12 protein-coding genes and 1 rRNA gene are annotated in these 12,487 nt (G+C 73.9%); 11 read left to right on the top strand and 2 right to left on the bottom strand.

Going from position 1 to position 12,487, the window contains the following annotated elements; translation table 11 throughout:
- Window positions 1-77 (top strand): 5S ribosomal RNA (gene rrf / locus ABD198_RS29365); the annotation flags it as partial.
- Window positions 78-1,027: 950 nt separating this feature from the next.
- On the top strand, window positions 1,028-1,720 hold the full coding sequence (locus ABD198_RS29360; RefSeq protein WP_344007556.1) for a tetratricopeptide repeat protein: 693 nt from the start codon (window positions 1,028-1,030) through the stop codon (window positions 1,718-1,720).
- A 112-nt stretch (window positions 1,721-1,832) separates the two neighbouring features.
- Here ABD198_RS29360 and ABD198_RS29355 read toward each other — a convergent pair whose 3' ends face one another.
- The gene (locus ABD198_RS29355; RefSeq protein ID WP_344007554.1) at window positions 1,833-3,125 is read right to left on the bottom strand and encodes a DUF1015 domain-containing protein; all 1,293 of its coding nucleotides are present in this window, start codon (window positions 3,123-3,125) and stop codon (window positions 1,833-1,835) included.
- Window positions 3,126-3,205: 80 nt separating this feature from the next.
- Between ABD198_RS29355 and ABD198_RS29350 the strand changes: the two genes are divergently transcribed.
- The 4 genes from ABD198_RS29350 (at window position 3,206) to ABD198_RS29335 (ending at window position 7,257) form a co-directional block, all read left to right on the top strand.
- Window positions 3,206-4,237, top strand: coding sequence for an HAD-IIA family hydrolase (locus ABD198_RS29350; RefSeq protein ID WP_344007552.1), 1,032 nt, complete (start codon window positions 3,206-3,208; stop codon window positions 4,235-4,237).
- A gap of 79 nt (window positions 4,238-4,316) precedes the next feature.
- Window positions 4,317-5,360, top strand: coding sequence for a FecCD family ABC transporter permease (locus ABD198_RS29345; RefSeq protein WP_344007550.1), 1,044 nt, complete (start codon window positions 4,317-4,319; stop codon window positions 5,358-5,360).
- Entirely contained in the window at window positions 5,357-6,394 is a 1,038-nt protein-coding gene (locus ABD198_RS29340) for a FecCD family ABC transporter permease (RefSeq protein ID WP_344007549.1), read from the top strand. The genes ABD198_RS29345 and ABD198_RS29340 overlap by 4 nt, the downstream gene beginning before the upstream one ends.
- Window positions 6,391-7,257 (top strand): ABC transporter ATP-binding protein, encoded by an 867-nt coding sequence (locus ABD198_RS29335; RefSeq protein WP_344007548.1) that lies wholly within the window; start codon window positions 6,391-6,393, stop codon window positions 7,255-7,257. The genes ABD198_RS29340 and ABD198_RS29335 overlap by 4 nt, the downstream gene beginning before the upstream one ends.
- Before the next feature lie 97 nt (window positions 7,258-7,354).
- Here ABD198_RS29335 and ABD198_RS29330 read toward each other — a convergent pair whose 3' ends face one another.
- A complete protein-coding gene (locus tag ABD198_RS29330; protein ID WP_344007547.1) occupies window positions 7,355-7,702 on the bottom strand; it encodes a sterol-binding protein in 348 nt (115 codons plus the stop codon).
- Between the two features lie 42 nt (window positions 7,703-7,744).
- On the opposite strand from ABD198_RS29330, the gene ABD198_RS29325 reads away from it, so the two are divergent.
- The 5 genes from ABD198_RS29325 to ABD198_RS29305 all read left to right on the top strand — a co-directional run.
- Complete coding sequence (locus ABD198_RS29325) at window positions 7,745-8,161, top strand: hypothetical protein (protein ID WP_344007545.1); 417 nt, start codon at window positions 7,745-7,747, stop codon at window positions 8,159-8,161.
- Between the two features lie 7 nt (window positions 8,162-8,168).
- Window positions 8,169-8,984, top strand: coding sequence for a TlyA family RNA methyltransferase (locus tag ABD198_RS29320; RefSeq protein ID WP_344007543.1), 816 nt, complete (start codon window positions 8,169-8,171; stop codon window positions 8,982-8,984).
- Window positions 8,981-9,886 carry an NAD kinase gene (locus tag ABD198_RS29315; protein ID WP_167997412.1) on the top strand — a complete coding sequence of 302 codons (906 nt, stop codon included), beginning with the start codon at window positions 8,981-8,983 and terminating at the stop codon, window positions 9,884-9,886. Before ABD198_RS29320 ends, ABD198_RS29315 begins: the two co-directional genes overlap by 4 nt.
- A 156-nt stretch (window positions 9,887-10,042) precedes the next feature.
- On the top strand, window positions 10,043-11,785 hold the full coding sequence (gene recN / locus ABD198_RS29310; RefSeq protein WP_344007539.1) for a DNA repair protein RecN: 1,743 nt from the start codon (window positions 10,043-10,045) through the stop codon (window positions 11,783-11,785).
- A gap of 139 nt (window positions 11,786-11,924) precedes the next feature.
- Window positions 11,925-12,487 (top strand): hypothetical protein (locus tag ABD198_RS29305; RefSeq protein ID WP_344007537.1); only part of this gene is annotated, 563 nt, incomplete at its 3' end.

Here is a 12,487-nt window from a genome sequence, read left to right as displayed (position 1 = left end):
CGAACCCGGAAGCTAAGCCTTACAGCGCCGATGGTACTGCAGGGGGGACCCTGTGGGAGAGTAGGACGCCGCCGAACAATCTTTGGAAGGACCCCTGGTCGCCAGCGTACAGCTGGGATCAGGGGTCCTTTTCTCTTTATGCTTGCGGTACCGAAGACAGGAGTCACCGATGTCCACCAACTCTCCCGACGACCGACCGGAGCGCGACCAGCGGCGACGGGACAGTGGTGAACGGGGCGGCGCCCGGCGCGGAGGCCCCCGACGCAACGATGACCGTGATCGCGGATTCCGCAGGGACGGCGACCGTGACCGTGGTGAGCGCGGTGGTTTCCGGCGCGACGACCGGAACGGTGGCCGGCCGGAGCGTGGCGGGTTCCGTGGCCGTGACGACAACCGTGGCGGAGAACGCGGCAGTTACCGGGGCCGCGACGACCAGCGCGGCGAGCGCGGTGACCGCGGCGGATTCCGCCGGGACGACAGCCGCAGCGGCGAGCGCGGCGGTTACCGAGGCCGTGACGACCGACGTGACGACCGACGGGACGAGCGCCGCGATCGCGATGACCGGCGGGACGACCGCCGGGACCGCGATGACCGGCGGGACGACCGCCGGGACCGTGGCGAGCGCGGCGGGTTCCGCCGGGACGACTACCGGGGTGGCGAGCGCGGCGACCGCGACCGCGGTGACCGCGGCGGGTTCCGCGGGCGGGACGACCGGCGTGAGGGCTCCGGCCGCCGAGGCGGCGAGCGCGGCGAGCGCGGCGAGCGTGGTGGGTTCCGTGGCCGGGACGACGACCGTGGCGGCTTCCGCGGCCGTGAGGGCAACCGGGAGCGCGGTGGCTTCCGCGGGCGGGACGACCGCGGGCGCGGGCCGCGCCGGGACGACCGGGGCGGCCGTCCCGGTGGCTACCGTGGCCGGGCCGAGCGGCAGGGCGGCGGGCGCTTCCGTGAAGAGCGGGACCGGGACCGCGAGCCCATCAAGCGGCTGCCGATCCCCGAGGACGTCACCGGCGAGGAGATCGACAAGGACGTGCGGCAGGAGCTGCAGAGCCTGCCCAAGACGCTCGCCGAGGACGTCGCCAAGAACCTGGTGATGGTCGCCCGGCTCATCGACGAGGACCCCGAGCGCGCCTACGGCTACTCCAGGGTGGCCCTGCGCCTGGCCTCGCGGGTCGCCGCCGTACGGGAGGCCGCCGGGTTCGCCGCGTACGCCAATCAGAAGTACGGCGAGGCGCTCGCCGAGTTCCGGGCCGCGCGGCGGATGACGGGGACTGCGGAGCTGTGGCCGCTGATGGCCGACTGCGAGCGCGGGCTCGGCCGGCCGGAGAAGGCGCTGGACATGGCCGGTGCGCCCGAGGTGCAGAAGCTGGACAAGGCCGGTCAGGTCGAGATGCGGCTGGTCGCGGCGGGCGCCCGGCGTGACATGGGGCAGCTGGACGCGGCGATCGTCACCCTGCAGAGCTCCGAGCTGGCGTCGAACTCGGTGCAGCCGTGGACGGCGCGGCTGCGGTACGCGTACGCCGACGCGCTGCTCGCCGCCGGGCGTACCGACGAGGCGCGGGAGTGGTTCGCGAAGGCCGTGGAGGCCGACCGGGACGGCAGCACCGACGCCTCCGACCGGCTGGCCGAGCTGGACGGTGTGGCGTTCATGGACGCCCTCGACGAGTCGCAGGAGGACGAGGCCGAGGACCTTCCGGAGGACGGCGACACCGGCAAGGACTGAGGTCCGGACGGTGAGATGAAGCAGTGAGACGAAGGGGCGGGTCCCGGTGACGGACCCGCCCCTTTGCCGTCCCGGAGGTCCGGAGGCAGGCGGCAGGCTGCCGGCTGCGGGCTCAGAGGTCCAGGGCACGCAGGACGAGCCCCGACGCCGGTTTGGGGCCGAAGGACGTGGACTTGCGGGGCATGGTGACGCCCTGGCGGGCCAGGTCGCGGACGACCTCCTCGCGGACCGGGTGCATCAGGACCGCCGTACCCCCGTCGCGCTCCGCCTTCTCGACCGTGGCGGCCGTGTCGTGGATGTAGGCGATGTGCGCGGGGGAGTCGTCGGGGACGCGCCAGACGTGCTCGAGGAGCGTGGCGTGCAGGACGGTGGCGTCCAGGGTGCGCCAGGCCTCCGGGCGGTCGGCCGGGACCGTGCGGGCCAGCAGGTCCGGGTCCGGGCGGTCGACGAGGTGGAAGGTACCGTCGCCGGCCAGCAGGAAGGCGTTGCCCTCGTCCGCCGCCTCGGCCAGCACTGCCAGGGCGTCCGGCAGTGCCGCGTCCACGCGGCGGACCCGGAACAGGCCGGGCAGGGCGGCCAGCGCGTCCGCCACGGGCAGCCGGTGCAGCAGGCGGTGGATGGCGCGGACCCGCAGCGGGTAGCGGGCGGTGTCGACGAGCAGGACGAGGCCGTGATCCCAGGGGCTGGGGGAGCCGTGCTCCTTGCGGAGGCGGAAATAGGTGGCCCAGCGGTGGTGGCCGTCGGCGATGAGGGCCTGGTGGCCGGCGAGCTCCTTGGCGATGGCGTCCACGTCGGCCGGGTCGGTGAGGGACCACAGGCGGTGGTGGACGCCGTCCTCGGTGGTGGTGGCGAGCAGCGGGGGCCGGCCCGCCGCATGCTCGATGCGGGCGGCCGTCAGGGGCGCCGACTCGTCGCCGCGGTAGGTGAGCAGCAGGGGTTCGAGGTTGGCGGAGGTGGCGCGCATCAGGGCCGCGCGGTCGGCGACGATGTGCGGCATCACGTCCTCGTGCGGCAGGACCAGCTGCTCCTCGGGGTCCGTGACGCGCAGGGTGCCGATGATGCCGCGCTGCAGCATGCCCTCGTCGTCGCTCTGCTCGTAGACGTACAGACCGGGCTCGGGGTCGGGGATGAGGATGCCCTCGGCGCGCCAGCGGCGCAGCGTGGCGGCGGCCTGGGCGTTACGGGCCTCGGGCGTGTCCGCCTCCGGCAGGATCAGCCGGACGATGTTGTGCGGGTCGGCGGACTGGAGGTGGTGCAGACCGTCGGGACGGACGACGACGTCGTACGGCGGCGACGTCACGGCGGCCAGGCTGCCGACCCGGTCGGGGTCGTAGCGAAGGCCACGGAACGGGGTGAGTTCCAGACCTCGGTGCGCCTGTGCTTCCGAGTGACCTGCAGTGTTCATCCCGGCATCGTACGGGTGCGCGGGCTGTCAGCGGGATGGGGGATGATCGTGGTGAAGCGGACGGACGAGGAGCGAGGCGGATGAGTGTGAGCGGCGTCAGGACCAGGCCCGAGGGCAGTGGGCGTGCCCTGAGCGAGGCGTACGACACGGCGCTGCTCGATCTGGACGGGGTGGTGTACGCGGGGGGCAGCGCGATCGCGCATGCCGTCGAGTCGCTCGCCGTGGCCCGTGAACGGGGGATGCATCTGGCGTACGTGACGAACAACGCGCTGCGGACGCCGGACGCGGTGGCGGCGCATCTGACGGAGCTGGGGATACCGACGGGCGCCGAGGACGTGATCACCTCGGCGCAGGCGGTGGCGCGGCTGATCAGCGAGCAGGTGCCGCCGGGTTCCCGGGTGCTGGTGATCGGCGGCGAGGGGCTGCGGGTGGCGCTGCGCGAGCGCGGGCTGGTGCCGGTGGAGTCGGCCGACGACGACCCGGCGGCGGTCGTCCAGGGGTACGGCGGGCCGGAGCTGACGTGGGGGCGGTTCGCGGAGGCGAGCTACGCCGTGGCGCGCGGGGTGCCGTGGTTCGCGTCCAACACGGACCTGACCATCCCCAGCGGCCGGGGCATCGCGCCGGGCAACGGGGCGGCGGTGGAGGTGGTGCGGATCGCCACCGGTGCCGAGCCGCAGGTGGCGGGCAAGCCCCTGCCCCCGATGCACAAGGAGACCATTCTGCGGACCGGGGCGAAGCGGCCGCTGGTGGTCGGGGACCGGCTGGACACGGACATCGAGGGGGCGTTCAACGGCGGCGTCGACTCGCTGCTGGTGCTGACCGGGGTGACGGACGGCGCGCGGCTGCTCGCCGCGCCGCCGCAGCACCGGCCGACGTACGTCGACGCCGATCTGCGCGGGCTGCTCACCGTGCAGCCGGACGTCGTGGAGGAGGGCGACGGCTTCCGGTGCGGCGGCTGGACGGCGACGGCGGCCGCCGGGTCGCTGGAGCTGGCGGGGGAGGGTGCCGCCATGGACGGGCTGCGGGCGCTGTGCGCGGCGGCGTGGACGGCGGCCGGTGACGGCGTGTGCACGCTGGACGCGGACAAGGCGCTGGCCCGGCTGGGACTGTGAGCCGCCCGGGGCGGGTCGCCCGGGGTCCGGCGTGACCGGTGTCTCGGGAAAGGTCGGCAGGGTAGGCTAACCTAACTGCGTGTTGGTCGAGAGTCCCGTTGAACAGCGCGCGGAGACAGCCTCCGTGCTTCCCAGACGGCGAGCGGTACGTGCCTTCGGGCTGCTGCTCTCCGTCGTGCTGCTGGTGTGCGTCGCCGGGGCGAGCATCGCCATCGGGGCGAAAGACCTGTCCCTGGGGCAGGTCTGGCACGGGCTGTTCGAGGACTCGGGCACCTACGGCGACACCGTCGTGGCCGACCGGTTGTCACGAACCCTGCTGGGGCTGCTCGTCGGCGCCGCGCTCGGGCTCGCGGGCGCGGTGCTCCAGGCGCTGACCCGCAATCCGCTGGCCGACCCCGGACTGCTCGGCATCAACGCGGGCGCCTCCGCTGCCGTCGTCACCGCGATCACCTTCTTCGGCGTCACATCCCTGTCGGGCTATGTGTGGTTCGCGTTCTGCGGGGCGGCGGCGGTCGGCGCGCTGGTGTGGTTCCTCGGCGGAAGCCGGGCCGCGACCCCGGTGCGGCTGGCGCTCGCCGGAACCGCCATCAGCGCGGCGCTCTACGGCTACCTCCAGGCGATCATGATTCTGGACGACGCCGCGCTCGGGAAGATGCGCTTCTGGACGGTCGGTTCGCTCGCCGCGGGCGACACCTCGACCATCGTGCAGGTGCTTCCGTTCCTGCTGGCCGGCTCAGCGCTTGCCCTGCTGCTGGCACGGCCGCTGAACGCCATGGCCATGGGCGACGACACCGCCAAGGCCCTCGGCGCCAACCTCAACCGCACCCGGGCGCTGTCGATGCTGACCGCGACCGTGCTGTGCGGGGCCGCCACCGCCGCCTGCGGGCCGATCATCTTCGTCGGTCTGATGGTGCCGCACGTGGTGCGCTCCTTCACCGGGCCCGACCAGCGCTGGATCCTGCCGTATGCGGCGGTCCTGTCGCCGGTGCTGCTGCTCGGGGCCGATGTCATCGGCCGGATCGTGGCCCGGCCAGCGGAGCTCCAGGTCGGCATCGTCACCGCGATCATCGGCGGCCCGGTCTTCATTCTTCTCGTACGACGGCGGAGGACGGCCCAGCTGTGAAGAGCAACCGCGCGATACGCACCCCCGGCGGGCTCTCGGTCCGGCTGGACGTGCGCGCCCTCACGGCCGTGGTCCTGCTGGTGCTCGCCGCGCTCACCGCGAGCGTGCTGCTGATCGGCACCGGCGACTTCCCGATCGGGGCCGGCGACGTGCTGCGGACCCTGGCCGGGCAGGGCGACGCCGGGCAGGAGTTCATCGTCAACGAACTGCGGCTGCCCCGGGTGCTGGTGGGGCTGCTGGTCGGGGCCTCGCTGGGGCTCGGCGGTGCGCTGTTCCAGGCCATCTCCCGCAATCCGCTGGGCAGCCCGGACGTCCTCGGCCTCAGCCAGGGCGCGACCGCCGGTGCGCTCACCATGATCGTGCTGTTCTCGGCGAGCAGCGAGCAGATCACTCTCGGCGCCCTCGTCGGCGGACTGGTGACCGGAGCCGCCATCTACCTGCTGGCCTGGAAGCGGGGCGTGCACGGATACCGGCTGGTGCTGGTCGGCATCGGCGTCTCCGCGATCGTCACCGCGGTCAACGGCTATCTGCTCACCAAGTCCGACATCATCGACGCCGCCCAGGCGGTGGTGTGGATGACCGGGTCCCTCGACGGCCGGGACTGGAACCAGGTGTGGCCGCTGCTCGCGCTGTGCGCCGTCCTGGTGCCGCTGGTGCTCGCCAACTCCCGTGGCCTCAGGATGATGGAGATGGGCGACGACGTCTCCTACGCGCTCGGGGTGCGGGTGGAGCGGGTGCGGATGCTGCTGATGATCTCGGCCGTGCTGCTCACCGCGTCCGCGACGGCCGCCGCCGGACCGGTCAGCTTCGTCGCGCTGACCGCGCCGCAGCTGGCCCGGCGCCTGACCCGCTCGCCCGGCCCCAACCTGCTGGCCTCGCTGAGCATGGGCGCCGCCCTGCTGGTCACCGCCGACTTCGTCTCCCAGCGCGTCTTCGGCGCCGGCCAGCTGCCCGTGGGCGTGGTCACCGGGGTGCTCGGCGGCGCCTATCTGCTGTGGCTGCTGGTCGCCGAGCGCAGGGCGGGCCGGATATGAGCGCCCGCACGCCCGCCCCCAGCGGACTGAACGGACCGAAGAACACAAGGAGCACCGTGAACCGCCTGTCCGCCGAGAACGTCACCCTCGCCTACGACCAGCGGGTCATCGCCGAGCAGCTGTCGGTGGAGATACCGGACAACTCCTTCACCGTCATCGTCGGTCCCAATGCCTGCGGCAAGTCGACGCTGCTGCGCGCGCTGTCGAGGATGCTCAAGCCCAGCCACGGGCGGGTCCTGCTCGACGGGCAGCTCATCCAGTCGATGCCGGCCAAGAGGGTCGCCCGCACCCTCGGCCTGCTGCCCCAGTCGTCCATCGCGCCCGACGGGATCACCGTCGCCGACCTGGTGGCCCGCGGCCGCTACCCGCACCAGGGCATCCTGCGCCAGTGGTCGGCCGAGGACGAGCGGGTGGTGCAGGAGTCCATGGCACAGACCGGGGTCGCCGAGCTGGCCGACCGCTATGTCGACGAACTCTCCGGCGGCCAGCGGCAGCGGGTGTGGATCGCCATGGCCCTTGCCCAGCAGACGCCGCTGCTGCTGCTCGACGAGCCGACCACCTACCTCGACATCCAGCACCAGATCGACGTCCTCGACCTGTGCGCGGAACTCCACGAGGAGCAGGGCCGCACCCTGGTCGCGGTGCTGCACGACCTCAACCACGCCGCCCGCTACGCCACTCATCTGATCGCGCTGCGCGAGGGCAGGGTCGTCGCGGAGGGCGCCCCGAAGGACATCGTCACCGCCGAGCTGGTGCAGGAGGTCTTCGGGCTGCGCTGCCAGGTCATCGACGACCCGGAGACCGGCACCCCGCTGATCGTGCCGGCCGCCCGCAAGGCGCGGGCCGCCGCGGCGGCCTCCTGACCTGGCGGGGCGTAAAGCCGCCGGCTCAGAGCATGACCTGGCGGGGCGTAAAGCCGCCGGCTCAGAGCATGACCTGGCGGGGCGTAAAGCCGCCGGCTCAGAGCAGCTTTCTCAGTCGCAGCAGGTCCCGCAGCCCCGCCTCCAGCCGCACCCGTCCCAAGGCCCAGGCGCGGGCGAAGTGCAGCTCGCCGTCGACCAGCGCCACCAGGTCGTCGCCCGTCATCGCCAGCCGGATCTGCGCCTTCTCACGGGGCGGGCCGGAGTACGTGTCGCGCACCTCGATACGGCCGCCGGTGAGCCGGCCGGCGAAGGTCACGTCCAGGTCGGTGATGTGGCAGCTGACCGAGCGGTCCATCGCCGCGGCGGCGCGCACGTCGCCCTCGGCGCGCTGCATGCTGTCCGAAAGCTTGTCCAGTGCGGCACGGCACTCCTCGATCGTGGCCATCGCGCACGACGGTACCCCAGGCGTTCGGGGTAGCGTCGGGGCATGAACGACGCACGTCCCGACAGCCAGACGGCGCCCGCGGACCCCGTGGCGCCCGACGGCCCGGCAGCGCCCGAGGAGCACGAGGAGCACGAGGAGCCCGCGGCGGAACCCCGGCACGAGCCCGCGGCGGAGCCACGGCACGAGCCCGCCGGTCCCGCGCCCCTCGGCGTGCCCCGTACCCCCACCGGCAACGCCGAGGTGGACGCCCACCTGCAACGGCTGGCCGACGCCGACCACCTCACCACGGACGGTCACCTCGAGGTGTACGAGGATGTGCACCGGGGGCTGCGCGACGCGCTCACCGCCCTCGACACCCGCCCGGGACCGGTGCCGCCCGCCGCGCACCCGGCCGGCGCCCCGCACCCGGGGCCCGTGGGCCGCCCGGCCATTCCGACGAACCACCGACAGGGGAGCTGAACCGAACGTGGCAGGAGTCGCACGCCGCCGTCTCGACGCGGAGCTGGTCCGCCGGAAGCTCGCGCGCTCGCGCGAGCACGCCAGCCAGCTGATCGCCGCCGGGCGGGTCACCGTCGGCAAGGCCGTCGCGACCAAGCCCGCCACGCAGGTCGAGACCGCCGCCGCGATCGTCGTCGCCCAGGACGAGAACGACCCGGACTACGTCTCGCGCGGCGGCCACAAGCTCGCCGGCGCCCTCGAGGTGTTCGTGCCGCAGGGGCTCGTCGTCAAGGGGCGGCGGGCCCTGGACGCCGGGGCGTCCACCGGCGGCTTCACCGACGTGCTGCTGCGCGCGGGCGCCGCGCACGTGGTCGCCGTGGACGTCGGATACGGACAACTTGCGTGGTCTCTGCGGAGCGATGAACGCGTCACCGTCAAGGACCGTACGAACGTACGGGAGTTGACGCTCGATGCGATCGATGGGGAGCCTGTGGACCTTGTCGTGGGGGATCTGTCCTTCATCCCGCTCGGGCTGGTGCTGCCCGCCCTGAAGCGGTGCGTGAACCCGGACGCCGATCTGGTGATGATGGTCAAGCCGCAGTTCGAGGTGGGCAAGGAGCGCCTCGGCAGCGGAGGCGTGGTGCGCAGCCCGCAGCTGCGGGCCGAGGCCGTGAAGGGTGTGGCCGAGAAGGCGTGGGAGCTGGGGCTCGGCGTGAAGGGAGTCACCGCCAGCCCGCTGCCCGGACCTTCCGGCAATGTCGAATATTTCCTGTGGCTGCGGGCCGGGGCTCCGGAACTGGACCCGGCCGATGTTGACCGTGCTGTGGCGGAGGGGCCGCGTTGACACAGAACCGAGCTCGAACTGTTTTCCTGCTGGCCCACACGGGGCGGCCCGCGGCCATCCGCAGCGCCGAGCTCGTGGTCAAGGGGCTGCTGCGCTCCGGGCTCGGGGTGCGGGTGCTGGAGGCCGAGGCGCAGGACCTGCCACTGCCGGACGAGGTGGAGACGGTCAAGGAGGCCACCCCGCAGTGCCTCGACGACTGCGAGCTGCTGATCGTCCTCGGCGGTGACGGCACGCTGCTGCGCGGCGCGGAGTTCGCGCGGGCCTCCGGGGTGCCGATGCTCGGCGTCAACCTCGGCCGGGTGGGGTTCCTGGCGGAGGCCGAGCGGGACGACCTCGACAAGGTCGTGGACCGGGTGGTGAACCGGGCCTACGAGGTCGAGGAGCGGATGACCATCGACGTGGTGGTGCACCGCAACGGCGACATCGTGCACACCGACTGGGCGCTGAACGAGGCGGCCGTGCAGAAGGTGTCCGCGGAGCGGATGCTGGAGGTCGTGCTGGAGATCGACGGGCGGCCGGTCACCGGGTTCGGGTGCGACGGCATCGTCTGCGCCACGCCCACCGGCTCCACCGCCTACGCGTTCTCCGCGGGCGGCCCGGTGGTGTGGCCCGAGGTGGAGGCCCTCCTGATGGTGCCCATCTCGGCGCACGCGCTGTTCGCCAAGCCGCTGGTGACCTCGCCCGACTCGGTGCTGGCCGTGGAGGTGCTGCCGCACGTCCCGCCCGGGGTGCTGTGGTGCGACGGGCGGCGCACGGTGGAGCTGCCGGCCGGGGCCCGGGTGGAGGTGCGCCGGGGAGCGGTGCCGGTGCGGCTGGCGCGGCTGCACCACGCCTCGTTCACCGACCGTCTGGTGGCGAAGTTCGCGCTGCCGGTCTCCGGATGGCGCGGGGCCCCGCACTAGGACGGTGCCGCACCAGGCCGTTGCCTCCCAGGCCGGAGTCGCACCGGGCCGGTGTCCTGGCCCGCCGGGCGCCCGGGATCCGGTGCCCCTGCGGGGCCGGGCCACTCCCCTGGGTGACAAAGGTGGGGCGGTCGCACTTCTCCTGCCGGACCTCGTATGGTCTTTCCCGTGTTGGAGGAGATGCGGATACGGTCGCTCGGAGTGATCGACGACGCTGTGGTCGAGCTGTCGCCCGGCTTCACCGCCGTCACTGGTGAGACGGGCGCGGGCAAGACCATGGTGGTCACCAGCCTCGGCCTGCTGCTGGGCGGACGCGCGGACGCGGGCCTGGTACGGATCGGGGCGCGCAACGCCGTCGTCGAGGGGCGGATCTCCGTGCCCGAGGACGCCCCGGCGGTCGTCCGGGCCCAGGAGGCCGGGGCCGAGCTCGACGACGGGGCCCTGCTGATCAGCCGTACCGTTTCCGCCGAGGGACGCTCCCGGGCCCATCTGGGCGGGCGCAGCGTGCCGGTGGGGCTGCTGTCCGAACTCGCCGACGAACTCGTCGCCGTGCACGGGCAGACCGACCAGCAGGGGCTGCTGAAGCTCTCCCGGCAGCGGCAGGCGCTCGACCGGTACGCCGGTGACGCGGTCGCCGTGCCGCTCGCCAAGTACACCGAGGCGTACAAGCGGCTGCGGGCCGTCTCCGCGGAGCTGGAGGAGATCACCACCCGTGCGCGCGAGCGGGCCCAGGAGGCGGACATGCTGCGCTTCGGGCTGGAGGAGATCGCCGCCGTCGAACCGCGCGCCGGCGAGGACGTGGAGCTGGCGGAGGAGGCCGAGCGGCTGGGGCACGCCGAGGCGCTGGCGTCGGCCGCGGCGGCCGCGCACGCCGCCCTCGCGGGCAATCCGGAGGACCCCGAGGGCGTGGACGCGGGGACGCTCGTCGCGGGCGCCCAGCGGGCCCTGGAGGCCGTCCGGGCGCACGACCCGGCGCTGGCCGCGCTCACCGACCGGATCGGCGAGATCGGCATTCTGCTGCGCGACGTGGCCGGTGAGCTGGCCGGGTACGCCGACGACCTGGACGCCGACCCGCTGCGGCTCGCCGCGGTCGAGGAGCGGCGCGCCGCGCTCACCGGGCTGACCCGCAAGTACGGCGAGGACATCGCCGCCGTGCTGGCCTGGGCCGAGCAGAGCGCCGCACGGCTGACCGAACTGGACGGCGACGACGAGCGGATCGAGGAGCTGACGGCCGAGCGGGACGCGCTGCGCGCCGAACTCGGCGGTCTGGCGCAGACGCTGTCGCAGGCGCGGGCCGAGGCGGCCGAGCGGTTCGCGGCGGCCGTGACCGAGGAGCTGGCCTCGCTCGCCATGCCGCACGCCCGCGTGTCGTTCGACATCCGGCAGACCGAGGACCCGGACGGCGTCGAGGTGAACGGACGCACCGTGGCCTACGGCCCGTCCGGCGTGGACGAGGTGGAGCTGCTGCTCGCCCCGCACCCGGGAGCCCCGGCCCGGCCGATCGCCAAGGGCGCCTCCGGCGGTGAGCTGTCCCGGGTGATGCTCGCGGTGGAGGTGGTCTTCGCCGGCACCGACCCGGTGCCGACGTATCTCTTCGACGAGGTCGACGCGGGCGTCGGCGGCAAGGCGGCCGTGGAGATCGGGCGGCGTCTGGCGCGGCTGGCGAAGACCGCGCAGGTCGTGGTGGTCACGCATCTGCCGCAGGTGGCGGCGTTCGCCGACCGGCAGCTGCTGGTGGAGAAGACCGACGACGGGTCGGTCACCCGCTCCGGGGTGAAGGTGCTCGAAGGCGAGGAGCGGATCCGGGAGTTGTCTCGGATGCTGGCCGGCCAGGAGGACTCCGCGACGGCCCGCGCCCACGCCGAGGAACTGCTGGCGACGGCCCGCGCGGATCTCTGACCGGCGGTCCGTGAGCCGGCGGGCCGGTGCTCCGCAGTCCGATGGGTCGGTGCTCCGCAGCCTGGCGGGCCGGTGCTCCGCAGTCCGATGAGTCGGTGCTCCGCAGCCCGGCCGGCCGGTGCTCCGTAGCCTGGCGGGCGTGACCGCCCAACGCCCGTGCAGAGCCGCCTCCTTCGCCCGCGCCGCAGCCCTCACCGCCGCCGCACAGACGGCGATCGGCGCCACGGGGCCCGGAGGGCGGGCGTGGTGGCAGCGGACCAACCACGCCGGGCGGACCGTGGAGTTGACCGCCGGGGCGGCCGCGGCGCTCGCGGCCGCCGCCGGAGCAGGCCGGGTGAGCCGAGCTGCCGGAGCGGCCGTCGCCGTCGCCGGGCTGTGCGGCGCCGTCGACGACATCGCCGGGGCCGGGGATCCCCGGCGCGGCTTCCGGGCGCATCTCGGGGCGCTGCGCGACGGCGAGGTGACCAGCGGCGCGGTGAAGCTGTTCGGCATCTCGGCGGCGGGCCTCGCCGCCGGAATGGCGCTGAAACGGCGGCCGCTCGACGGGTTGCTCGCCGGGGTGGTGATCGCGGGCGCCGCCCACTTCGTCAACCTCGTGGACGTACGGCCGGGACGGGCGGCCTCCGCCGTCCTCGCGCTCGGCGCGCCCGGACTGCTGCGCAGGGCGCCCGGGGCCGCGGAGACGGCGGCGGCCGCCATGGG

This window comes from Streptomyces thermocarboxydovorans (genome assembly GCF_039524635.1).
Taxonomy (GTDB): domain Bacteria; phylum Actinomycetota; class Actinomycetes; order Streptomycetales; family Streptomycetaceae; genus Streptomyces; species Streptomyces thermocarboxydovorans.
The sequence above is the reverse complement of the archived record's forward strand: the minus strand, read 5'-3'. Positions and strand labels throughout refer to the sequence as shown.